This window comes from Pseudomonas sp. BRM28 (assembly GCF_002939405.1).
GTDB lineage: Bacteria > Pseudomonadota > Gammaproteobacteria > Pseudomonadales > Pseudomonadaceae > Aquipseudomonas > Aquipseudomonas palmensis.
In genome coordinates, this window is record NZ_PEFV01000001.1 from 5,037,192 (window position 1) to 5,059,916 (window position 22,725).

A 22,725-nucleotide genomic window follows, 5' to 3' on the forward strand; every position below is an offset into this window, starting at 1 on the left:
TGGGGCTGCTGCGCAGCCCATCGCGGGTCAAGCCCGCTCCCACAGGGTATGGGCTGATCTGTGTGGGAGCGGGCTTGACCCGCGATGAGGCCCCTGGTTACTTCACTGACTTGAGAAACGCCGCCGTCTCCGGCTGCTGCGGGTTGCCGATCACCTGGTCCGGCGAGCCGATCTCGTGCACCAGCCCGTTGCGAAAGAACGCCACCCGGTCCGACACATCCCGCGCAAAGCGGATCTCGTGGGTCACCAGCACCATGGTCATGCCGTCTTCGGCAAGCATGCGCATGGTGTCCAGCACTTCACCCACCAGTTGCGGATCGAGCGCCGAGGTGGCCTCGTCGAACAGCATGTAGTCCGGCGACATCGCCAGCGCCCGGGCAATCGCCATGCGCTGCTGCTGGCCACCGGACAACTTGCCGGGGAAGGTCTTGAACTTGTCGCCCAGCCCCACGTGGGTCAGCTGCTGGATCGCCAGAGCCTCGGCTTCCTCGCGGCTCTTGCCCAGTACCTTGCGCGGCGCCAGCATCACGTTCTCCAGCACCGTCAGGTGCGGGAAGGCATTCCACTGCTGGAACACGATGCCGATCTTCTGGCGCAGGCGGTTGAGGTCGGTGGCGCGGTTGTGCACTTCGATGCCATCCACGCGAATGCTGCCCTTCTGGATCGGCTCCAGGCCGTTGATGCACATCAGCAGGGTCGACTTGCCCGAGCCCGAACCGCCGATGATCGACACCACCTCGCCCTTGTTCACCGTCAGGCTCACGCCCTTGACCACTTCCAGGTCGCCGAAGGATTTGTGTACGTTGTCGATCTCAATCATTTTCTTGCCACCTTCTTTCCAGTCGGGCGCCCAGGCGTGCGACCACCAGGCTCATGACGTAATAGATGAGGCCCGCGATGCACAGCACCAGCAGGGGTTCCTGAATCCGTGTGACGATGGTCTGGGAGGCGCGCAGCAATTCGACGATGCCGATCCACATCACCAGCGCGGTGTCCTTCATCACGCTCAGCACCAGGTTCAGCCAGCCCGGAAAGGCCACCCGCGAGGCCATCGGCAGCACGATCCAGCGCAGGTCCTGCAGGTAGCTCAGGCCCAGCGACCGACTGGCCCGGCGCACGCTGGGCGGTACCGCCAGCACACCGCTGCGCACGATCTCGGTGAAGTACGCCGCGGCGTACACCCCCAGCACGATGCAGCCCACGCTGAAGGCGCTGATGTTCAGGCCCACGATGCTCTTGAACGAGTTGAACAGCACGAACTGGATCAGCAGTGGCACGCTGCGAAACACATCCAGCACCCAGGCCAGCGGCAGGCTGGCGCGTGGCAGCAGCGCACGCAGCAGGCCGAACACCAGCCCGGCCACCGAGCCCAGCATGATCGACCAGAAGGTCAGTTGCAGGGTGACCCAGGCCCCGTCGAGCAGGAACAGCATGTCGTTCCAGGTAAAGCTTGTAGAAAACATGGACAGCTCCTCAGTAACGGAACAGCCGCCAGGCCATCAGCCGGGCCACCGCGACGATCAGCTTGGCGATCAGGTAATACAGCACCGCTGCAATGGCGAAGTACTCGAAGGTGCGGAAGGTCTTGACGTTGTAGTCCTGGGTCACGCCGGTGAGGTCGTTGTTGAGCCCCACGATCACCCCCAGCGAGGTCATCAGCACCGCCCACACCATCTGGTTGCTCAAGGGGTAGAACACCACCCGCAGCAGCTGCGGCACGATGATCATGCGGTAGGCCTGGAACGCGCTCATGCCCAGCGAGCGTGCCGCGCGCATCTGCGTGGTCGGCACTGCCTTGAGCCCGCCGCGAAAGTTCTCCGCCAGGTACCCGGCGTTGTTGAAGGTGATGCCGGCCAGCAGCGCGAACCACGAACTCACGTGCAGCCCCAGCGAGCCAAGCCCGAAGTACAGGATGTAGATCTGGAACAGCGAAGGGGTGTTGCGCGCAATCGATACCCAGGCATTGCCGATGCCGCGCAACACCGGCTGCTGCGCTTCACGCATCACGGTCAAGGCCAGGGCGATCAGCACGCCGAAGATCATCGACAGCGCGGCGGTCTCGAAGGTGACCCAGGCGCCGGCCAGCATGTCGGGCAGGGCGCGCAGGGCCGAGCGCCATTGGAAGGTGTAGTCAAACATGCGCGGGGCTCTCCTGTGGGGCGGCCGGCTGCAGCCAGGCCGGCAGGCGACCGCTGGCGCTGCCGGTGCAGGCGGCCTCGACGCACTCGCCAAGGCTGGCGAAATGCACCGCCCGGCCCGCCAGCCCGGGGGCGTAGTGGGCGTATTTGCCCGAGTTGGTCATCAGTGTGCGGGCGGCGGGCGGGATCACCGGCTCGCCGAGCATGCACCAGCAGGTGTCGGTCACCAGCACCGCGCCGAAGGCTTCGATCGGGGCAAGGTGGCCGGCGTCACGGGCCTGCTCCAGCACCGCACGGCCGCAGGTGATCACCAGGCTGACCGCCGGGTTGCGCGTGCGCCCGCGGCACAGCTGTGCCAGGTGCGCGAACTCGCCCAGGGAGAAGTGCGGGTTGCCCAGCGACACCAGGTCCACCTGGCTGTCACGGGCACTGTTCAGCTCGCGCCAGCTCACCAGCAGGTCGGCCAGGGCAATGCGTTTTACCGGCAGCACCTCGCCCGCGCTGACCGCCTGGGCTGGGTCCAGCGCTTCGGGTGTGACCCCGGCGATATGGAACAGCGGCGCCGCCGAGGTGGTGGCGAACGCGGCGCCGAAGGCCTTGAGGTCGTCGTGGGTCGGGGCAAAACGCTCCAGGCCTGTCACCAGCGGGATCCGGCTGCCGACCATGGCGCCGATGTGATAGCCCAGCAGCGGGTAGAACGCATCGTCCAGGTGGGTCAGCGCCGGCAGGTCGATCTGCACCCGCGCCTTGCGCTGGGCCTCCAGGTGGCAGCCGATCAGCGGCGCGCGGCCGGTCAGGGCGATGCAGATATCCAGGTAGTCGGGGTACTTCAGGGTACGCGCGCCGAGCACGCTGTTGGCGTACACCACGGCGTTGGACTCGGCCCACACGATCTGCTCGCCGAGCTTCGGCGCGCTGTCTAGCAGGTAGGGGGCGCAGGTAAAGCTCATCTGCGCGCCCATCGCCATGTAGGCATCGCCCAGCGCACTGGCAGGTTCGCCCAGCGCCGCGTCGATACCCAGTTCGCGCCAGCGGCGCTGGTCCACGGAAATCGAGTTGAGGGTGGTCGGCACCCGCACCCTGGCGCCCCACTGCACCAGCTGCTGCGCAAAGCGCAGGCTGGCGGGGCCGGTGTAGATGCAGCCGTCGATATGCGCCTGGCTGATGTCCACCAGGCTGTGTGCGCCCTGCAGCTCGGCCATGCGCAGCACGATCTGCATCGCCACCTGCGCGGCCTTGCCCAGGTCGCCCGCGAGCAAGGCCTGGTCGTGGTCGGTAAGGGTGAGGGTGGTCGGGCGCGTCGCCGCCGGCGGGCTGGCGGGGGCTGCCGGCAGCGCCTCGGCGGGGGCCTGGTCGAACAGCACCAGGCGCTCGCCCTGCACCTGCGCAAAGGCCTTGCCGCGCAGGGCGGCAAAGGCCTGCTGGCCGATGCACAGCACCGGCAGCGAGCGCCCGAACAGCAACTGCGCCACCAGCACGCCCAGGGTCAGGATCTCATCCGGCTCGGCCAGCACCAGTGCCGCCGGTGCATGGCCGTTGCTGATCAGCTCCATCATCACACTGCTGCCGGTACACGAGCCGCGCCCGCTGGGAATGGCCAGCACGCGGCCGGCCAGGTGTGCGCCGCTGAGCGGGTGATGGCGGTCGATGACCTCGCCGCTGAAGGCGTCGACACCGCCCCAGAAACTCAGGCCGATGTCGGCGAACAGCAACTCGCCACTGGCCGCGCCATCGACCAGGCTACGCCCGTTCAGGGCAGTGGAAGGGCTGGGCATGCCGGGCACCTCAGTAGTAGACCTTCGGCACGGTCAGGTCGGTCGGCGGGATATCGGTGCCTACCCATTTGACGAACAGCTCGTTGTAGCGGCCGCTACGTACCTGCTGGTTGACGAACAGGTTGAGGTAGTTGAGCAGGCCGTACTCGTTGCGCTTGGCTCCCAGCGACACGTAGTCGATCACGTAGGGTGCGTTGCCGGCGATCTTCAGGTTCTTGTACTTGCCCGACTTGAGCGTGGCGGCGGCCACGGTGTTGGTCACCACGGTGGCATCGATGTGCCCCTGGGCCACGGCCAGGATGGTGTCGTTCTGCGACTGGTAGGCGCGGAAACTGCCGCTGCCCCACTGCTTCACGTCCTTCTCCAGCGCGATGGCTTCATAGGTGCCGCTGGTGTTGCCCAGGGCCTTGCCCTTGATGTCGTCGAAGCTGTTGATGCCGGTGTTGTCGCGGGTCAGCACGACCATCTGGAAGGCAAAGTAGGGCACCGTGAGGCCGACCGTCTTGGCCCGCTCCAGGGTGTCGGAGGTGGACGCCACGATCACGTCGGCCCGCCCCGAGACCAGCGCCGGGATACGGTCCGGGAACGGCGTCTCGACGATCTCGGCATCAACCCCGAGGACCTTCGCCAGGTCGTTGCAGTAGTCGACGTCGAAGCCGGCCGGCTTGTTGGCGTCGTCGCGAAAGCCCATGGGCGGGAAGTCCAGGGTCACGGCGCAGCGCAGCTTGCCGGAGCCGATGATGTCATCGAGCTTGTCGGCCTGGGCGGTGGCGATGAAGGAGGTACTGAGCACAGCGCTGAGAGCTACAACAAAAGCGGGGTTTTTCATGGAAGCCTCGTTTGTCGGAAGGTGCTGGTAGCGGGCGTATTGTGAATTTCGTATACGATATTTTTATAGCAATGCGCGTGCCTGTTTTTGCCCGGGCGATGCAATTGCTTTGCGGCCCTTGAGCCAGAGGACTTGCGTTGAATCCGGCAGGGCAGGCGGGCGGTGCGCAGGAAACGCTGCCCGGTGCCGGCGGTGTTACATATGGGAGCAGTGGGCGCGGCGGCGCACCCTAAAGGAACACACTGCGTCTAGCGGCGGGTATCGCGGTACTGGCTTGGCGACAGGCTGGTGAGGGCGCGGAACTGGCGGCTGAACGCGCTGTGGTCGGTGTAGCCGCAGCGCAGGGCGATCTCGGTGATCGGCAGGTCGCTGTGGTGCAGCAGCCGCGAGGCTTCTTCAAGGCGCACCTTGTGGATCATCTGGCGCGGGGTGAGCTGGAACACGCGCTTGCAGTTGCGCTCCAGCTGCGCGGCAGACAACCCGGCAATCGCGGTCAGCTCGGCCAGGCTCACGGGCCGTGCGAAGTGCTCGCGAATGTGCGCATCCACCGCCGCCAGGCGATCGAAGCCGGGGTGGCTGGCCTGGGGCGCCTGCAGGTCGCGGGAGATGCCGGCCAGGCCGACGATCTGGCCCTGGGTGTCGAACAGTGCCAGCTTGTGGGTCAGGCACCACACCGGCTGGTTGCCGAAGTACAGGTGCAGTTCGAGCTGGTCGGCCAGCTCGCGGCCGCTGTCGAGCACGCGGCGGTCCTGCGCGGTGTACAGCGGGCCGAAGCGCTCGGGGAACACGCTGTCGGCGGTCAGCCCCAGCAGCTCGTGGCTGTGCCTGAAGCCGCAGCGCCGCGCCAGGGTGTGGTTGACGAAGGCGTAGCGGGCCTGGGTGTCCTTGATGAAGAACACCACGTCGCTCAGCGTATCGAGCAGCGGCGCGATCGGCTGCAGGCTGCTCAGCAGGCTGGGCAGGTCGCAGGGCTGGAAGCTGTTGAGCGATACGTACATGGCGCTGGCGGTCTGGTGGGCACCTTCGGGATCATAGAGATCCGGCGCCCGCCTCGAAAGCCCCGGGCTGCGTTTCATGCGGGCGGGGTGTCGTCCAGGCACAGCAGGGTCTCGATGCGTGCCGGGCTGAACGGCGGGCGCGGCGCCGAGGGCTGCCAGCCGAACAGGTGCTGCGCTGCGGCGCCGCACACCCGGCCCTGGCAGGCGCCCATGCCGCAGCGGCTGCTCAGCTTGGCCTCGCGCCAGTCACGCTGGCCGGCGAGCTTGCTGTAGGGCACGTCCTCGCAGCGGCATACCAGGGTGTCGGGGCGCGCCAGTTGCTTGAGCTGCGGGGCAAGGGCGAAGGCGTGGTTGAGCGCCTTGGCGAAGCCCTGCCAGCGCGCTCGCTGCGGCCAGTGGCGGGCGGCGCCCTGGCGGTCGCCCACGGCCGCCAGCCCGGCAATGGTGCCTTCCACCAGCGCCAGTTCGCTGCCCCCAAAACCGGTGCATTCCCCCGCCGCGAACAGGCCCGGCGCGCTGGTGGCCTGCCACGCATCCACGGCCAGCGCCTGGCCGTGGAGTGTGCAGCCCAGGGCCTGGCCGAGCTGGCTGTTGGGAATCAGGCCGAAGCCGCAGGCCAGGCGCTCGCAGGCCAGCTCGACCAGCTTGCCGTGCTGGCGCAGGCGCACGCCTTCGAGGCGCTCGCTGCCGAGTGCCTCCACCACATGGCTGTCGGTGCGGTAGTGGCGGTCGAACAGGCCGAACGCTTGCAGCAGCTTGTTTGGCCAGCGCGGCAGTTGTGCGGCAAAACCCGCCACCGCGCCGCGGGTTGCCTGTTCGGCGACGCCTACCACCTGCGCGCCGTTGTGCCGCGCCGTGGCAGCGCTGGCTAGCAGCAGCGGGCCGCTGCCGGCGATCACCACGCGCTGGTCGCGTACCGGCAGGCCGCCCTTGATCAGTGCCTGCAGGCCACCGGCACCGGTCACGCCGGGCAGGGTCCAGCCGGGGAAGGGCAGCAGCAGTTCGCGTGCGCCGGTGCACAGGATCAGCGTGTCGTAGTCGATCACCCAGCCGCGCTCGGCGTCTTCCACCAGCAACTGGCGCGGGCCGGTGGCGGCGATCACGCGGGTCTGCAGGTGGTGCTGCACATTGTTCAAGGCGCCCACGTGCTCGCGCAGGCGCTGTGCCTGCGTCGGCACGCTGGCCTGCGGGCCGTCGCGCCAGATCTGCCCGCCGGGCCATGGGTTGTCGTCCAGCAGCACGATGCGTGCACCGCTGGGGGCAGCGGCCAGTGCGGCATTGAGGCCGGCCGGGCCGGCGCCGATGATCAGTACGTCGGCATGGGCGCTCATGCGTGGGTCTCCACCTGCATGCCGTCGCGGCACAGGGTCTGGCAGGCCAGGCGGCGCCGGCCGTCGATGCTCACCCGGCATTCCTGGCAGATGCCCATGCCGCACAGCGGTGCGCGGCGCTGGCCGCTCACCGAGGTACGCGTGCAGCCGTCGCCAGCCAGGGCCAGTGCAGCGGCCACGCTGGTGCCTTCGGCCACGCGCAGGGCACGTCCGTCCAGGGTCAGTTCAGGCATGGGTCGGTTCTCCGAGAAAACGCTGTGGCAGGTAGGCCTGTGCGGCCAGGGGCGGGTGTTCGTCGAACAGTTGCGCCACCAGCAGGTCGGCGGTGGCCGGGGCCGTGGTCACGCCCAGCCCTTCATGCCCCACCGCCAGCCACAGGCCGGGGCGTTGCGGGTGCTGGCCCACCAGCGGCAGGCCGTCGGGGCTGGCGGCGCGAAAGCCGGTCCAGGCGCGAATCGCATTGAGCTGGGCCAGCGCCGGCACGTATTCGGTGGCGCGCTTGAGCATCCTGGCAAGCATCCAGCCTTCCACCTGCGGGTCGGTGGTGCCGAACTGGCGTGAGGCACCGATGAACAGCTGGCCGGTAGGGCGCGGCTGGATATTGCACGCGGCCGACGGGCCGCTGGCGTTGTGCGCACTGGTCACGTAGCCCAGTTCCACCAGGGTGTGGGTGACCTGGCCGGGGTAGCGGTCGGTGATCAGCAGGTGGCCCTTCTTGGGTTGTATCGGCAGTTCGGGGCACAGTTCGGTGGCCTGGATACCGTTGGCCAGCACCACGGCCGTGGCGGCCAGCCACTGGCCGTCGTCCAGGCGCACGCGGGCGTCATCCACCTCGGCGACCCGTGCCTGGCGCTGGCGAATGCGCGGCTGGTCGAGCATCCAGCGTGCGGTGGCCGGGGCATACAGAATGCCGTCGTCCTCGATCAGCAGGCCGCCCTCCAGCCCTTCGCGCAGCAGCGGTTCGCGTTCGCGCAATCGAGGTGCGCCGACCAGCTGGCAGATCACCCCATGGGCGCGCAGGTTGGCATGCTTGTGCTCGGCCACGGCCATTTCTTCAGCGTTGGCGGCCAGCCACAGGGTGCCGTTGCTGCGGTAGGCGCAGCCTTCTGGCAGGTTGCGCGCAATGTCGCGCCAGCGTTGCAGCGAGTATTGGCTCAGGGCCAGTTCGGCGGGGTTGTCGTCCAGCACCAGCAGGTGGCCCATGCCGGCGGCGGTGGCGCCGGGCAGCCCGGCATCCAGCACCAGCACGTCGAGGCCGCGCCGGGCCAGGGCCTGGGCGCAGGCCGCGCCGATGATGCCGGCGCCCACCACGATCACATCGGCGGCCAGGCCCTGGGTCACAGGCGGATGCCCCAGGCGAACGGGTCGTCCTGCTCGATGATCAGCGTGGCTTCGGCGCTGATATGCGCGCGGCCGCGAATGGTCGGCACGATGCGATCGCCGGCGGTTTCGAACGAGCCTTCGAACTGGCTGCCGATCACGCTGGCCTGGCGCCAGATCTGGCCCGGTTGCAGCTTGCCGTCGGCGGCCAGGCACGCCAGCTTGGCGCTGGTGCCGGTGCCGCAGGGCGAGCGGTCATAGGCCTTGCCGGGGCACAGCACGAAGTTGCGGCTGTCGGCGTCGGGGTCGTCGGCGAACAGCTCGACGTGATCGATCAGGCCGCCGTCCTCGCCGCGCAGGCCCTGATCTTCCAGGGCCTGCTGCACGGCCACGGTGTAGGCGGTGAGCGCGTCGAGGTTGTCGCCGCTGATACGCAGGCCGTGCTCGGCCACCAGGAAGAACCAGTTGCCGCCCCAGGCGATATCGCCGGTCACTTCGCCGATGCCGGGCACCTGCACGCTGACGGCGTGACGATAGCGGTAGGCGGGTACATTGCGCACGCTGACCGAGTGGTCGTCGTGCAGGGTGGCTTGCACGTTGCCCACGGGGGTTTCGAGGGTGTGGGTGCCGGGGCCGATCCTGCCCAGGTGGGCCAGCGAGATCACCAGGCCGATGGTGCCGTGGCCGCACATGCCCAGGTAGCCGGTGTTGTTGAAGAAGATCACCCCGGCGCAGGCGCTGGGGTCGACCGGTTCGCAGAGCAGTGCGCCCACCAGCACATCATTGCCGCGGGGTTCGAGCATGCAGGCGGCGCGCCACTGATCGTGGTGTTCGGCCAGCTGTTGCCTGCGTTCGGCCATGCTGCCGTGGCCCAGGTCGGGGAAGCCTGCGGTGACCAGGCGCGTGGGTTCGCCGCCGGTGTGGGAGTCGATCACGGTGATGCGTTTCATGGGGCGCGTCCGTTGGGGGTATGGACGCAAGGGTGGCGGTTGGTGGGGGGTGGCGTCTTGATGGAATTGCGCGGTGTGGATGACGAAATCGGCATAGGGCCATGACATGTCCGAACTGTTGCAACGCGCCATGGCCTGGGGGTTTTGAGAGGTCAGCCCTGTTGGCCCGGCTCCAGACCGGGGTGGGGCTTGGCCATCGGCAAGTGCTCCAGCAAGGTCTCGCACACCCCCGCAATATGCTCATCCAGCAAGCCCACCGCGCGCTCCACATCACCCGCCCGGCATGCATCGAGGATCTCGCGGTGTTCGTGGTCGGCACGCTCCTTGCCCGCCGACAGGCTCATCTGCATGCGCAGGTACCGCTCCAGCTTGTCGTTCACCGAACGGATCATGCTCACCAGAAACGGTCGCTGCGCCGGCTCGTACAGGCACGCATGCAACTCCCAGTTCAACTGCGCCCAGCGCCCCACGTCGTTCTCGCCAATGAACTCCTGGCAGATGCGCTCGGCCTGTTCGAACGTGGCCTCGGTCATGTTCGGGATGGCCAGGCGCAACACCTTGTCCTCCAGCAACATGCGCACCTCGAACATCTGCGCCAACTCGAAGTCCGACAAGCGCGTGACCATCGCCCCCCGGTTGCGCTGGAACATCACCAACCCCTCGGCCTCAAGCCGCTTGAGCGCCTCGCGCACCGGGATCTTGCTGACGTTGAACTGACGCGCGATGTCGTCCTGGCGAATCGGCTCGTCTTCGTCGAAGTGCCCGGCCACGATGGCATCGCGCAGGTGCCGGGTGATGATCTCGGACGTGGAGGGCGTGTTGCCCAGGTCCGGCGCGTTGAGTTTGGGTAGGTTCACGGTGGCAATCATTCGAGGGGATTTAGGGATATGGTATACGAATTATCTGGAAACGTTCGCCCGGGAGCGCGACGCGTTGCCACACGATGACGGCGACGGCGGCTCGAAACCGTCCCCCGACAGGCACTGGCGCAGGTGCGTCAGCAGCGTCGCGACCTTGGGCTGCGCCTGCCGGCTCTTGAGCCACGCCAGGTGAATCGGCAGGCCGTCGGTGGCCAGCGGCGCCAGCACCTGCACCAGGCTGCCGTCTTCCAGCTGACGACGAATCAGCCAGGTCGGCAGCTGTGCGATGCCATGCCCGGCCAGCACTGCGGCCACCTGGCCCTCGGCATCGCCCACCGCCATGCGTGCCGGCATGATCCGACGCTCGGTATGCCCGGGGCGGGCGGTAGGGAAGTGCCACGGGCCGACCATGCCGTCATTGAGCCCGTACACGATGCAGCTGTGGCGTTCCAGTTCGAGCTCGTTGCCGGGCTCGCCATGACGCTCCAGGTACGCGGGGGCGGCGCAGAACACCACGCGCTGCGAGCCCAGGTAATGGTGCCCCACCGCCGCCGGCCAGCTTTGCGGCCCGCCGATGCGCACGAACAGGTCGATGCCGGCCTCGACCGGGTCCACGAAGCGGTCGGAGAAGGTCACGTGCGGCATCAGCAGCGCATGCTCGCGCACGCAGGCCAGAATCGCCGGCAGCCCGTGCAGGCGCCCGAAGGCCGCCGGCAGGTCGATGCGTACCCGGCCGCGTGGCTCGGCGTCTTGGGTGCTCAGCGCCAGCTCCGCCTCTTCCAGCTCGGCCAGCACGCCGGTGCAGGTGCGATAGAACGCCGCCCCGGCTTCGGTCAGCGCCACGCGCCGTGTTGTGCGTGCCAACAGGCGCGTGTGCAGCCGCGCCTCGAGCCGCGCGACGCTCTTGCTGACTGCCGAGCCGGTCAGGTTAAGGCGCTCGGCCGCGGCCTTGAAGCTGCCCAGGTCGGCCACGCAGACGAACACGTCGATGCCCTTGAGGCGTTCCGAAGAATACATGTGCCCACCCCATTGATGAATTGCAGTCACTTTACCCGGTAAAACATATCGCCAATACGCCGTTTGTTCCCGAGTAGCCTGATTCAACCTCTACTGCACAACAGGTTGCGACCATGCACGACACCAAGCCCACCGTCCTCATCACCGGCGCCACCGGCCAGATCGGCGGCGACACCCTGCGCTTTCTGCAAGGCGACGACACCATCGAACTGGTGGCCGCCGTGCGTTCGCCGGCCAAGGCGCAGCCCTTCGAGGCCCGTGGCATCCGCACGGTGATCATGGACTTCGACCACGAGCACACCCTGGCGCCGGCCCTGCAGGGTGTCGACCGGGTGCTGCTGGTGACCGGCTACAGCGTCGACATGCTGCGCCAGAGCAAGGCCTTTCTCGACCGCGCACGCCACGCCGGGGTGCAGCACGTGGTGCACCTGGGGGCCTGTGGCGACGACCACGCCACCATCGGCCACTGGGCCTGGCACCAGTTCGTGGAGCGCTATGTGCAATGGTGCGGCTTCAGCTTCACCCACCTGCGCCCGGAGTGCTTCATGCAGAACCTGCTCAGCTACGACGGCACCCAGGCCGTGCGCAACGGCGTGATCGAACAGTACACCGGCCACACGCGGTTCAGCTGGGTCGACGGCGAAGACGTGGCGCGGGTGGCGGCGCAGGCCCTGCTGCACCCGCAGCGCCATGCCGGGCAGACCTACCGCCTGGGCTACGACGTGAAGTCCTACGACGAGGTGGCACAGGTGATGAGCGAGGTACTCGGCCAGCCGTTTCGCTATGACGCGCAATCACCCGACGTGTTTCTCGAAAACATGCGCGCCGCCGGCGCCGAGATGGCCTACATGAGCTGCGTGCACGACAACTTCACGCGCATGGCCGCCGGCACCATCCCCGGGGTCGACCAGGTGTTCGACAACTTCCAGGCCATCACCGGCCGCGAGCCGGTGCGCTGGGTGGATTTCGTGCGCAAGCACCGGGCTGCATTCGCCTACTGATAGAATACATTTCTGAATCTTTTTGTAAGAGGTAAATGCCAGATTAGAGGCGGGTCAATCTTCATTTTAAAATACAATAGTGTATGTTTGTGCGCGGTGCGCCTTGCGCCGTCGTGCATAACAATAAAATGAGGTATTGCCCCCTATGATCGGGTTGAGACATCTGCGTATCAGCACCCGCATCACCGTGCTGGTGATCGGTATCACCCTGTTTGTCGTGTTGCTCAGTGGCTGGCTGGGGCTGACCCTGCAACGCAGCCTGCTGCAGGAGAAGATGGCCGGTGTCGGCACTGCGCTGGACACCGCATCCACCCTGCTGGCGCATTATGAGAAGCAGGCCGAGGAAGGCCACCTGAGCCGCGCCGAGGCGCAGCGCCAGGCGGCAGAAATGGTCAGCCGCATTCGCTACCTGGGCGACAACTACCTGCTGATTCTCGACCTGCAGCACCGCATGCTCATGCACCCCAAGGCACCCGCCCTGGTGGGCAAGTCGCAGGCCGATTTCAAGGACGTCAACGGCAAGCCGTTCGCCCGTGAAATGATCGACCGGGCCGTGGCCCAGGGGCGCGGCACGGTCGAGTACTGGTTCCCGCGGGCAGCCGGGCAGGCGCCGGAATTCAAGGTGTCCGAGGTGGTGCTGTTCAAGCCCTGGGGCTGGGTGCTGGCCAGCGGCATCCACCCGCAGGACGTGCGCCACGAAGTGAACACGGTGCTGCGCATGCCGGCGTTGCTGGTGCTGGTGGCGTTGCTCGGCATGGCGCTGTGCGCCTGGCTGCTGATTCGCAGCATCACTCGGCCGCTCAACCACACCGTGCAGGCGCTGGCCCGCGCCACCGATGGCCACACCGACCTGACCTTGCGCCTGCCCACCGACGGCTTCGACGAGCTGACCCAGGTGGCGCACAGCTTCAACCGCCTGGTGGAGGCTGCGCACCGCGTCACCCGCAGCATGGCCAAGGCCAGCCAGCGCATCTCCAGCACCAGCGACAGCCTGGGGCAGATCACCGAGGCGGCGCAGCGCAGCATGCAGGCCCAGCAACTGGAGACCGACAGCGTGGTCACGGCCATGAGCGAGATGGTCAGCACCGTGCAGGACGTGGCGCACAACGCCAGCGTCGCCGCCAGCGCCACCCGCGATGCCGAGCAACAGGCCACGGCCGGCAGCGCCACGGTGCGCGATGCCGGTGAGGCGATTGGTGCGCTGGCCGAGGCGCTGGAGCACAGCCGCAGCGTGGTGGACCAACTGGCCACCGACTCGGGCAGTGTCGGGCGCGTACTGGACGTGATCACCGCGATTGCCGAGCAGACCAACCTGCTGGCGTTGAATGCTGCCATCGAGGCGGCGCGTGCAGGTGAGCACGGGCGTGGCTTTGCGGTGGTGGCGGACGAGGTGCGCACGTTGGCGCGGCGTACGCAGCAGTCGACGCTGGAGATCCAGCAGATCATCAACCGCGTGCAGGCCGGTGCCAGCCAGGCGGCGGCGCAGATCGGCGCCAACGTCGAGTCGGCGCAGCAGCCGGTGGCCGCCTCGGCGCGGGCCGGGCAGGCGCTGGCGTTGATCGATGCGTCGGCGTCCACGGTGAGCCAGATGACCTTGCAGATTGCCAGTGCGGCGGAGCAGCAGGCGGCCACGGCAGACGGTATCAACCGCAGCGTCACGCGCATCCACGACGCCTCGACGGTGAGCGCGCGCACCATCGAGCAGACGCGCCAGTCGTGTGATGAGCTGAGGGCGTTGGCGCAGCAGCTGGAGGAGCAGGTGGGGCAGGTGGTTACGGGGTAGGGCGCGGCAACGGACGTGTAGGAGCGGGCCTTGCCCCGCGAACTGGTGCGAAGCACCAGCAGGACCGGCACAGGCGGCCTGACTGCCCCGCGAGCGCAGCGCGCCCGTTCGCCGGCAAGGCCGGCTCCTACAGGTACCGCGGTGATTCGACGCTGCCAACGCAAAACGCCCCGGCAAGCCGGGGCGTTTGTTCATCTACACACGATGCCAGCGCGTTACCAAAGCGCCACGGTGTAATCCACGTTCACCCGCAGCTCGTTGTCATCCCTGAACGCCGCAGTCGAGGCAAAGTCATTGCGGTACCACGCATGGCGCAACCGCAATGCAACGTTCTTGAACGTGCCGCTCTGCACCACGTACGACAACTCGATGTCCTTCTCGCTCTCGCTGCGCCCGCTGCCGCCCAGCGCATTCGGCAATTCGATGCGGCTGCCGTCCAGGTAACGCAGCATGCCCTTGAGCCCCGGTACGCCCAGGGCGACGAAGTCGTAGTCATAGCGCACCTGCCAGGTACGCTCCTTGGGGTTGAGGAACTCGCTGCTCAATGCGCCCTCGCTCACCACCATCGGCTCGGACCCGGCGATGTACGGCATCGCCGTATCGCCGCTCAATTGCATGTAGCCCAGCCCCAGGCTGTGTGCGCCCAGGCTGTAGGTGCTCATCACGCCGAAGGTACGGTTGTCGACCTTGCCGGCCCTGGCCGGGCCGTCCTCGCCGCTGATGTGGTAACGCACATCGGTCTTCAGGCGCCCGTTCGCCACCGCACGGTTGTCGACGAAGCCGACGTAGTCCTGGCGATAGATGTCCTCCAGCTGCGCATGGTAGTACTTGAGCACCAGCTGCTCGGACCACTGATAGTCGCCGCCGCCATAGGTGAAGCTGTCCGACTCGGCCGCACCATTGAAGCGCCGGTTGGGCGCGGCGACGGTGATCTTCTGGTAGTTGGTGGAATCGCGCTGGTTCATGCGGTCCAGGCGCCCGCCGCTGAGGGTCAGGTTGTCGATGTCCTGGGACTTGAACTGCACCCCGCGAAAGGTCTGCGGCAGCAGGCGCGTGGGGCTGGCGAACAGTATCGGCGAAAACGGTGCCAGGGTGCCGGCCTGCAGTTCGGTCCTGGAGACCTTGACCTTGCCGGTCAGGCCCAGCTCCGAATAATCGTCGCGCGGGTCGCGGTCCCTGGGGTCGAACGGCAGCAGCCCGGTGCCGGTGCGCGCGGGGCTGGAGTCCAGTTTCAGGCCCAGCATGGCCTGGGCATCCAGGCCGAAGCCGACAGTGCCCGGAGTGTAGCCGGAAGTGAAGCGCAGGATGAAGCCCTGGGCCCATTCGCGCGTCGCCGACTGCGCCGATTCGCCCTTGTAGTCACGGTCGAAGTAGTAGTTGCGCGCGGTCAGGGTGGCCTTGCTGTCTTCGATGAAACCCTGGGCCAGCAGTGCCGGGCTGAGCCCGCACAGGGTGCCGAGGGCGAGGGTGGTGTTGACCCGTTTCAGAGTGCTCATGGATCTACCTTTTTTATTATTGTTGTGGGGGTTTATTCAGGGGCATGCAGCAGGACCCATTGCTGGTCCTGCACGCTCACCAGTGCACGCGCGCGCTGGTCATGGCCGAAATGGTCGGTGGCGCTGAGGTTGTACACGCCATGGGTGCCGACCACGTCGCGGGTCTGCTCCAGCTGGTCGCGCAGTTGCTGGCGAAATTGCGCGGTGCCGGGCTCGGCACCCTTGAGCGCCGCCGGGGTGGCCGCCTGCACCAGCAGCATGGCGTCGTACAGGTAGGCGCCGAACGGCGACAGGCTGTTGTCGCCGTACTTGGCCTGGTAGTCCTGCGCGTACTGGCTGGCGATGGCCTTGGAGGGGTGGCTGGCGGGCAGCTTGTCCCACACCACCACCGGGCCCACCGGCAGTATCGCACCGTTGAGCGCCTTGTCGCCGATGCGCAGGAACGCGCTGTTGGCCGCGCCGTGGGTGTGGTACACGGTGCCCTTGTAGCCCAGCCGGCGCAGCTCGGTATGCGGCAGCGCCGCCGGGGTGCCGGTGGCGCCGATCAGCACCGCGTCGGGCTTGCTGCTCATCACCTTCAGCGCCTGGCCGCTGACCGACGAGTCGGTGCGGTTGAAGCGCTCGTCGCGCACCAGCGTGATGCCTGCCGCCGGCGCCATTTCGCTGAGCACCTTGTGCCAGTCTTCGCCCCACACATCGTTGTAGCCGATGTAGGCGAGGGTCTTCACACCGTTCTGCTGCATGTGCTCGATCAGCGCCTGGGCCATCAGGGTGTTGGTCTGGGCGATGGTGAAGATCCAGCTCTGCTCGCCGCTGGCGGGGCTGAACGGTGCCAGGGCGATCTGCGCGGTCTGGCTCTCCTTGGCGATCTGCGCGACTGCTGCCGAGGTGGGCACGGTGGTCGAGCCGATCAGCAGGTCGACCTTGTGCTCGCTGACCAGCTTGCGCGCGTTCTTGGCCGCGGCGGTACTGTCGCTGGCATCGTCCAGTACCACGTATTTCACGGCCTGCCCGGCAATCTCCCTGGGCAGCAGCGCCACGGTATTGCGCTCGGGGATGCCCAGCGAGGCCCCCGGGCCGGTGGTGGAGAGAATCACGCCGACGGTCATGTCGGCCTGTGCAGCGGTCGACAGCGTGGCCAGCAACAGCAAGGGAAGAATAGGTTTCATGCAAGCTCCTGATATTGTTTTTATGGGTGTGGCAAGTGCTGCGGGGCGCTACGTGCCGGTAGCGCTGATCACCTCCGTGGTGGCGGTGGGCGCGGGTGCGCGGCCCAGGTAGCTTTCGACCACCCGGGGGTTGCTGGCCAACGCCTGGGCGTCGCCTTCAAGCACGATCTCGCCGACCTCCAGCACGTAGCCGTAGTCGGAAATCTTCAGCGCAGCGCGGGCGTTCTGCTCCACCAGCAGGATCGACACGCCGCTCTGGCGCAGGGTGTCGAAGATGGTGAAGATCTCGCCGATCACCCGCGGCGCCAGGCCCAGGCTCGGTTCGTCGAGCATCAGCAGGCGCGGTTTGGCCATCAGCGCGCGGCCGATGGCGAGCATCTGGCGCTCGCCGCCCGACAGCGTGCAGGCGGCCTGCTGGCGCCGTTCGAGCAGGCGCGGGAACAGCCCGAACACCTCGTCGAGGGTCTGCTGATGGTCGCGAAAACCGCGCCGGTGGCGGCTGAAGGCGCCCAGGCGCAGGTTGTCCTCCACGCTCATCAGGCCGAACAGCTCGCGGCTCTCGGGCACCAGCACCATGCCCTGGTCGATGCGCTGGGCCACGTCGTGGTGGCCCAGCAACGCCTGGCCGGCGTAGGTCACCTGGCCCTGGCAGGGCAGCAGGCCGATCAGCGCCGCCATCAGGGTGGTCTTGCCGGCGCCATTGGGGCCGATCAGGCTGACGATCTGGCCTTCCTCCAGGTGCAGGTCGAGGTTGCGTACCGCCTCGACCTTGCCGTGGTTGATCGACAGGTTGCGCACATCCAGCAGGCGACTCATTCGACACCTCCGAGGTAGGCGGCCAGCACCGCAGGGTTCTGCTGGATCTGCAGCGGGGTGCCGCTGGCCAGGGGCTGGCCGAATTCCATCACCACGATGTGGTCGGCCAGGCCCATCACGAACTCCATGTCGTGCTCCACCAGCAGCACGCCCAGGCCCTCGCCACGCAACTGCTCGAGCAGTTGCGCCAGCGCCTGTTTCTCGCCATGGCGCAGGCCGGCGGCGGGTTCGTCGAGCAGCAACAGCAACGGGTCGCTGCACAGCGCGCGGGCGATCTCGACGATGCGCTGCTGGCCCAGCGGCAGGCTGCCGGCCGGGGTGTGCAGGTATTCGCCCAGGCCCACCCGCTGGATCTGACGCGTGGCCTCGGCGAGCAGGGCGGCTTCTTCCTTGCGTTCCAGGTGCAGCATCGAGCGCAGCAACCCGGCCTTGCCCCGGGCATGGGCGCCAAGGGCGACGTTCTCCAGCACGCTCATCTCGCCCAGCAGGCGCACGTGCTGGAAGGTGCGGCTCACGCCCAGGTGGGCAATGGCGCGCGGCGACAGGCCTTCGATGCGCTGGCCGTTGAAGGTGATCTGCCCGGCATTGGGCGTCAGCACCCCCGACAGCAGGTTGAACAGGGTCGACTTGCCGGCGCCGTTGGGGCCGATCAGCGCGGTCACCTCGGCGGCATTCACCGACAGGCCCATGTTCTTGTTGGCCACCAGCCCGCCGAACTGCTTGAGCAGCCCCTGGGCCACCATCAGCGGCTTGCCGGCCGCCGGCATGCTGCGCCGGGGCAGGGCCGGCGCGTCATCCAGCGCCAGGGTGCGCGGGCGGCTGGCCGGCAGCACGCTGCGCAGCACCGGCAGCAGGCCGCCGCGGGCGTACTGCAGCACCAGGATCACCAGCACGCCGAAGAAGATCATCTCGACGTTGTCGGCGTGCCCGAACAGCTGCGGCAGCACGTCCTGCAGCACCTGCTTGATCAGGGTCAGCAACGCTGCGCCCAGCAGCGCGCCCCACAGGCTGGCGACGCCGCCCAGCACGATCATGAACAGGTACTCGATGCCCATCACCACCGAGAACGGCGTGGGGTTGACCACCCGCTGCAGGTGCGCGTACAGCCAGCCCGACAGGGCCGCCAGCAGGGCGGCGATGATGAACACCTGCAGGCGGCTGCGTGCGGTATCGATGCCCATCGCCTCGGCCATCCCGGCCGATTCCTTGAGGGTGCGGATGGCACGGCCCTGGCGGCTGTGCAGCAGGTTGTCGAGCAGCCACAGGCTGGCCGCCAGCAACAACCCGATCAGCACGGCGAAATCGGCCGAGCCGCTGATCTGCCAGCCCAGCAGCTCGATGTTCGGCAGGTTCTGCAGGCCGCCGAAGCCGCCCAGGCCCGGCAGGTTGCCGAACAGGTAGAACAGCGCCAGGCCCCAGGCCAGGGTGCCGATGGGCAGGTAGTGCCCGGCCAGGCGCAGGGTCAGCAGGCCCAGGCTGGTGGCCACCACCAGGGTGATCGCCAGCCCCGCCAGCAGGCCCAGCCACGGCGACAGGCCGTACTGGGTGGTGAGCACCGCGCTGGCGTAGGCGCCAATGCCCACGAATGCGGCCTGGCCGAACGAGGTCATGCCGCCGATGCCGGTCAGCAGCACCAGGCCCAGGGCCACCAGGCTGTACAGGCCGATGTAGTTGAGCAGGGTCACGTGAAACGCGGGCAGCACCAGCGGCGCCAGGCCCGCCACCAGCAGCAGGGCCAACAGGGGGATCAGTCGCAGGGCCATCAGTGTTGCTCCTCCAGGTGCGGGTTTTTCAGCGACAGCCACAGCAGCACCGGGATCACCACGGTGAACACGATGACCTCCTTGTAGGCCGAGGCGCCGAAGTTGGCGAAGCTCTCCAGCACGCCGACGAAAAACGCACTGGCCGCGGCTATCGGGTAACTGGCCAGGCCGCCGAAGATCGCCGCCACAAAGCCCTTGAGGCTGATCAGAAAGCCCGAGTCGTAATACAGCGTGGTCAGCGGGCCGATCAGTACCCCGGAGATCGCGCCGATCAGCGCGGCCAGGCCGAACGCGGCCTTGCCGGCCAGCTGGGTGGGGATGCCCACCAGCTGCGCGCCGGTACGGTTGAGCGCAGTGGCACGCAGCGCCTTGCCGTACAGGCTGTGGCCGAAGAAGGCATACAGCAGGCCGATCAGCAGCAGCGCGCTGCCGATCACCAGCAGGCTCTGCAGGCCCACCGGCAGCTCGCCGAGCATGAACACCGACTCGGCCAGGGCTTCGGTGCGCACGCCCTCGGCGCCGAACATCAGCAGGCTCACGCCCACCAGCGCGATATGCACCGCCACCGACACGATCAACAGCAACAGCACCGAGGTCTCGGCCACCCGCTGGTACACCAGGCGGTACAGCAACGGCCCCAGCGGCGTGACCAGGGCCAGGGTCAGCAGAATCTGCAGCAGCGCCGGCAGGCTCGCCAGGTCGAGGTTGCCCAGCACCGCCCACAACAGCAGCGGCAGGCTCAGGTAGCGCGCCAGCAGGCCCGGCAGCCGGCGCCATTGACGGCGCCGTGCGGCGTCGGTGCAGTCCAGTGCGCAGGCGGCCAGCGAGCAGCCCAGCAGCAGCCACACGGTGCCGGGCATCAGGCCCAGCTGCAGGGTGGCCAGGGTCAGGGCGCTGTAGGTGACGAAGTCGCCCTGGCACACCAGGATGGTGCGCGTCACCGAGAACACCAGCACCAGGGCCAGCGCCACCAGTGCGTAGATCGCGCCCGTGGTCAGGCCGTCCTGGGCAAGAAACGCCAGTATCGAGAAATCCATGGGCAGGCCTCAGCGAGCAGTGGGCAAGGGGGAGGTGGGATGCCGGTCGCAGAGGGCGGTCGGCGTCGGTGCGGCGGTGCCGTACCGGGGGCGTGACGGGTCGGGCGCGCAGGGCGGGACCCGGCGAGAGCGTGCAGGCGCGTGCATAGTGAAGTACTCGTTTTCTATTCTTATTGTGGTGCGCCCCTGCCCGGGGCAGGGCAACATGCAAGGCGTTTAAATACACATGTGCATGTGTATGTATAGACTACGCGGGAAGGTGGGCGGCTTGTCAACAGGCGCCGCAGCGGCGCGCCTGCATTCGCCGATTTATTCGATTATCTATTTGAATTTATTGAATAAATATTTTTCAAGACGAGCGTGCCAATACCCGCTGGATGGCGGGTATTGGATATACAAAGATACATTTGTGTATTTGCAATGTGCCGAACGGGTCGGCACAGGCGCTCAGGCCGGGGCGTGGCTGCACGCGGGGAGGAGGATGCCGGCCATGCGCTGGCTGCGCGCCAGGCGTTGTTGCGGGGTGTCTTCGCTGTGCAGCAGCGACAGGCTGATCTGGTAGGCGTAGATCAGGTAGGCGCGGTCCTGGGCTTCGTCGCTGGGCACGCCGGCCTGAATCAGCAGCCCCTCGATGTAGTTCAGGCGATGGCTGTCCACCTCGTCGATGGCCTGGCGCGCCTGCTTGTCGCGCCGCGCCCAGCCGCGGATGCCCAGTTCGATCGAGGCGGCGTCCTTGGCGGTCTGGCCGTGGGAAGGCAGCTCCAGCAGGCGCTGCAACTGCTGCAGCGGCGAGCTGTGGGCCGTGCGCAGGTTGAGGATCACATCCTCGGTGGCGCGTGCGCGCCAGTTGCCCAGGATGCCTTCGAGCAGTTCGCCGCGGCTTTTGAAGTGGTAGTAGAAACTGCCACGGGTGATCTTCAGTTCCTTGGCCAGGGTGTCGACGCGCACGGCGTCGACGCCGCTGGTGACAAGCACTTCCTGTGCCGCATGAATCCAATCTTCCCGCGTGAGGTTGGTGCGTGATGACATTGTGTAGGGCCTTGTCCAACAAGCTGGATAAGCGCCAGGGCAGCGCAGGGTTCGACGCTTGGCCTTGGCAGCAAACCGTCATTCTAACGCCCGCCGCAACGGCGAAGCTATTGCCGGCATTGGCCACAAGGCCAGTGCCGGGTGTCCGCATCCTGCCATACATGACAGTACATAGGTGTAGGTACGGTTGCTCATTATTTGAAAATAGTCATGTTTTTTCATTGACTCAGGTCAAAACGGTAAATAGCATGCAGATACACAACTGTATGTTAAGAATAAAAACCGGAGGCCGACATGAGCGCAACTGCAAAGACTCTGCTCGCAGCAGGGCACCACACCCACTACCACGAGGCCGGCCAGGGCGAGCCGCTGTTCCTGCTGCACGGCTCGGGCCCGGGTGTTTCGGGTTGGGCCAACTGGGCCGCCAGCGTGCCGGTGTTCGCCGACCGCTGGCGGGTGATCGTGCCGGACATCGCCGGCTTCGGTTTCACCGAGTTCAAGGATGACGCCCGGTACGACATCAAGCTGTGGGTCAGCCACCTGATCGGCATCATGGATGCCCTGGATATCCAGAAGGCCTCCTTCATCGGCAACTCGTTCGGCGGCGCCCTGGCCATCGGCCTGGCGGTGTTCGCCCCCGAGCGCGTCAACAAGCTGGTGCTGCTCGGCACCCCGGCCGGCGAGTTCGTGCAGACCCCCGGCCTGCGCGGTGCCTGGGAGTACGAGCCGTCGCTGGCCAACATGCGTCAGCTGATGGAGCTGTTCCCCTACGACAAGGCGCTGATCACCGACGCCATGGTGCAGGCCCGCTACGAGGCCAGTGCCCGGCCCGGTGCCCAGGCCGCCTTGCGCAAGCTGATCCCGCAGCCCGCCGCCGAAGGCCAGACGATGGTCAAGGGCTTCCCCGCCGCCGCGCTGGCCAAGATCGTGGCGCCGACGCTGGTGGTACACGGTCGTGAAGACCGTGTGGTGCCGCCGGAGTGCGGGCTGCTGATCGCCAACAGCATTGCCGACGCCGACCTGCACCTGTTCGGGCGCTGCGGTCACTGGGTCCAGAGCGAACAGCCACGGCGCTTTGCCGCGCTGGTTCGCGACTTTCTCGGCGAGTAGTCCGGCATGAGCAGAAACGTGATGGAGCGGGTGCTGTGGCAGCTGTGCGTGGAGCGCGCGGCCAAGCAGCGCTTTCGTGAAGACGCCGCAGGCTTCGTGCAGCGCTTTGCCCTGGCCCCCGACGAGGCGCAGATGATCCTCGACTTCGACGTGGCCGGCCTGCAGGCGGCCGGGGTCAACCCGATGCTGACCATGGGCTTCTGGCAGGAGCTTTCGCCGCAATGCAGCATGCGCGTCTACAAGCAGCGCCTGGGCTGTACCGATGAACAAGGCGCGGGGTTTTCCGCCGCGCTCAAGGGGTGA

At 67.2% G+C, this 22,725-nt stretch carries 22 protein-coding genes and 1 pseudogene; 5 read left to right on the forward strand and 18 right to left on the reverse strand.

The features are described from left to right. Window positions 1–97: 97 nt before the first annotated feature. The 12 genes from CR917_RS23295 to CR917_RS23350 form a co-directional block, all read right to left on the reverse strand. Window positions 98–820, reverse strand: coding sequence for an amino acid ABC transporter ATP-binding protein (locus tag CR917_RS23295; protein ID WP_054916116.1), 723 nt, complete (start codon window positions 818–820; stop codon window positions 98–100). Continuing rightward, window positions 813–1,463, reverse strand: a complete 651-nt coding sequence (locus CR917_RS23300) for an amino acid ABC transporter permease (RefSeq protein ID WP_043861057.1) — start codon at window positions 1,461–1,463, stop codon at window positions 813–815. Before CR917_RS23300 ends, CR917_RS23295 begins: the two co-directional genes overlap by 8 nt. A 10-nt stretch (window positions 1,464–1,473) precedes the next feature. Continuing rightward, the gene (locus CR917_RS23305; RefSeq protein ID WP_043861058.1) at window positions 1,474–2,139 is read right to left on the reverse strand and encodes an amino acid ABC transporter permease; all 666 of its coding nucleotides are present in this window, start codon (window positions 2,137–2,139) and stop codon (window positions 1,474–1,476) included. Further along, window positions 2,132–3,913 (reverse strand): aconitase X, encoded by a 1,782-nt coding sequence (locus CR917_RS23310; RefSeq protein WP_078480793.1) that lies wholly within the window; start codon window positions 3,911–3,913, stop codon window positions 2,132–2,134. Before CR917_RS23310 ends, CR917_RS23305 begins: the two co-directional genes overlap by 8 nt. A 10-nt stretch (window positions 3,914–3,923) precedes the next feature. After that, a complete protein-coding gene (locus tag CR917_RS23315) occupies window positions 3,924–4,742 on the reverse strand; it encodes a transporter substrate-binding domain-containing protein (protein WP_043861060.1) in 819 nt (272 codons plus the stop codon). A gap of 248 nt (window positions 4,743–4,990) precedes the next feature. After that, window positions 4,991–5,740 carry an AraC family transcriptional regulator gene (locus CR917_RS23320; protein ID WP_043861061.1) on the reverse strand — a complete coding sequence of 250 codons (750 nt, stop codon included), beginning with the start codon at window positions 5,738–5,740 and terminating at the stop codon, window positions 4,991–4,993. Between the two features lie 74 nt (window positions 5,741–5,814). Then, window positions 5,815–7,071: an FAD/NAD(P)-binding oxidoreductase gene (locus CR917_RS23325; RefSeq protein ID WP_104573023.1), complete on the reverse strand. Its 1,257-nt coding sequence runs from the start codon at window positions 7,069–7,071 to the stop codon at window positions 5,815–5,817. Further along, window positions 7,068–7,304: a 2Fe-2S iron-sulfur cluster-binding protein gene (locus tag CR917_RS23330; protein ID WP_088515459.1), complete on the reverse strand. Its 237-nt coding sequence runs from the start codon at window positions 7,302–7,304 to the stop codon at window positions 7,068–7,070. Before CR917_RS23330 ends, CR917_RS23325 begins: the two co-directional genes overlap by 4 nt. Beyond that, complete coding sequence (locus CR917_RS23335; RefSeq protein WP_104573024.1) at window positions 7,297–8,412, reverse strand: FAD-binding oxidoreductase; 1,116 nt, start codon at window positions 8,410–8,412, stop codon at window positions 7,297–7,299. Before CR917_RS23335 ends, CR917_RS23330 begins: the two co-directional genes overlap by 8 nt. Continuing rightward, the gene (locus CR917_RS23340; RefSeq protein WP_054916112.1) at window positions 8,409–9,341 is read right to left on the reverse strand and encodes a 4-hydroxyproline epimerase; all 933 of its coding nucleotides are present in this window, start codon (window positions 9,339–9,341) and stop codon (window positions 8,409–8,411) included. The genes CR917_RS23335 and CR917_RS23340 overlap by 4 nt, the downstream gene beginning before the upstream one ends. Window positions 9,342–9,493: 152 nt before the next feature. After that, entirely contained in the window at window positions 9,494–10,198 is a 705-nt protein-coding gene (locus CR917_RS23345; protein WP_058541363.1) for a GntR family transcriptional regulator, read from the reverse strand. A 42-nt stretch (window positions 10,199–10,240) separates the two neighbouring features. Beyond that, window positions 10,241–11,218: a LysR family transcriptional regulator gene (locus tag CR917_RS23350; RefSeq protein WP_088515457.1), complete on the reverse strand. Its 978-nt coding sequence runs from the start codon at window positions 11,216–11,218 to the stop codon at window positions 10,241–10,243. 113 nt (window positions 11,219–11,331) lie between these two features. On the opposite strand from CR917_RS23350, the gene CR917_RS23355 reads away from it, so the two are divergent. The 3 genes and pseudogenes from CR917_RS23355 (at window position 11,332) to CR917_RS28250 (ending at window position 14,002) form a co-directional block, all read left to right on the forward strand. After that, window positions 11,332–12,219, forward strand: a complete 888-nt coding sequence (locus CR917_RS23355) for an SDR family oxidoreductase (protein WP_104573025.1) — start codon at window positions 11,332–11,334, stop codon at window positions 12,217–12,219. A 274-nt stretch (window positions 12,220–12,493) separates the two neighbouring features. Beyond that, window positions 12,494–13,138 (forward strand): annotated as a pseudogene (locus CR917_RS28245) (cache domain-containing protein); the annotation flags it as partial. A gap of 105 nt (window positions 13,139–13,243) precedes the next feature. After that, window positions 13,244–14,002, forward strand: coding sequence for a methyl-accepting chemotaxis protein (locus tag CR917_RS28250; protein WP_370409121.1), 759 nt, complete (start codon window positions 13,244–13,246; stop codon window positions 14,000–14,002). Between the two features lie 215 nt (window positions 14,003–14,217). Here the strand turns inward: CR917_RS28250 and CR917_RS23365 are convergent, their stop codons facing one another. The 6 genes from CR917_RS23365 to CR917_RS23390 form a co-directional block, all read right to left on the reverse strand. After that, the gene (locus CR917_RS23365; RefSeq protein ID WP_054916110.1) at window positions 14,218–15,498 is read right to left on the reverse strand and encodes an OprD family porin; all 1,281 of its coding nucleotides are present in this window, start codon (window positions 15,496–15,498) and stop codon (window positions 14,218–14,220) included. A 32-nt stretch (window positions 15,499–15,530) separates the two neighbouring features. Further along, window positions 15,531–16,667: an ABC transporter substrate-binding protein gene (locus tag CR917_RS23370; protein WP_043861069.1), complete on the reverse strand. Its 1,137-nt coding sequence runs from the start codon at window positions 16,665–16,667 to the stop codon at window positions 15,531–15,533. A gap of 48 nt (window positions 16,668–16,715) precedes the next feature. Then, complete coding sequence (locus CR917_RS23375) at window positions 16,716–17,474, reverse strand: ABC transporter ATP-binding protein (RefSeq protein WP_229589366.1); 759 nt, start codon at window positions 17,472–17,474, stop codon at window positions 16,716–16,718. A 5-nt stretch (window positions 17,475–17,479) separates the two neighbouring features. Next, a complete protein-coding gene (locus CR917_RS23380) occupies window positions 17,480–19,246 on the reverse strand; it encodes an ATP-binding cassette domain-containing protein (protein WP_052504234.1) in 1,767 nt (588 codons plus the stop codon). Then, window positions 19,246–20,283, reverse strand: coding sequence for a branched-chain amino acid ABC transporter permease (locus tag CR917_RS23385; protein ID WP_043861071.1), 1,038 nt, complete (start codon window positions 20,281–20,283; stop codon window positions 19,246–19,248). The genes CR917_RS23380 and CR917_RS23385 overlap by 1 nt, the downstream gene beginning before the upstream one ends. Window positions 20,284–20,730: 447 nt before the next feature. Beyond that, the gene (locus CR917_RS23390; protein WP_043861072.1) at window positions 20,731–21,312 is read right to left on the reverse strand and encodes a TetR/AcrR family transcriptional regulator; all 582 of its coding nucleotides are present in this window, start codon (window positions 21,310–21,312) and stop codon (window positions 20,731–20,733) included. 294 nt (window positions 21,313–21,606) lie between these two features. Between CR917_RS23390 and CR917_RS23395 the strand changes: the two genes are divergently transcribed. Both CR917_RS23395 and CR917_RS23400 read left to right on the forward strand, forming a co-directional pair. Then, the gene (locus CR917_RS23395) at window positions 21,607–22,422 is read left to right on the forward strand and encodes an alpha/beta fold hydrolase (RefSeq protein ID WP_054916107.1); all 816 of its coding nucleotides are present in this window, start codon (window positions 21,607–21,609) and stop codon (window positions 22,420–22,422) included. A gap of 6 nt (window positions 22,423–22,428) precedes the next feature. Then, window positions 22,429–22,725 (forward strand): extradiol ring-cleavage dioxygenase, encoded by a 297-nt coding sequence (locus tag CR917_RS23400; RefSeq protein ID WP_104573026.1) that lies wholly within the window; start codon window positions 22,429–22,431, stop codon window positions 22,723–22,725.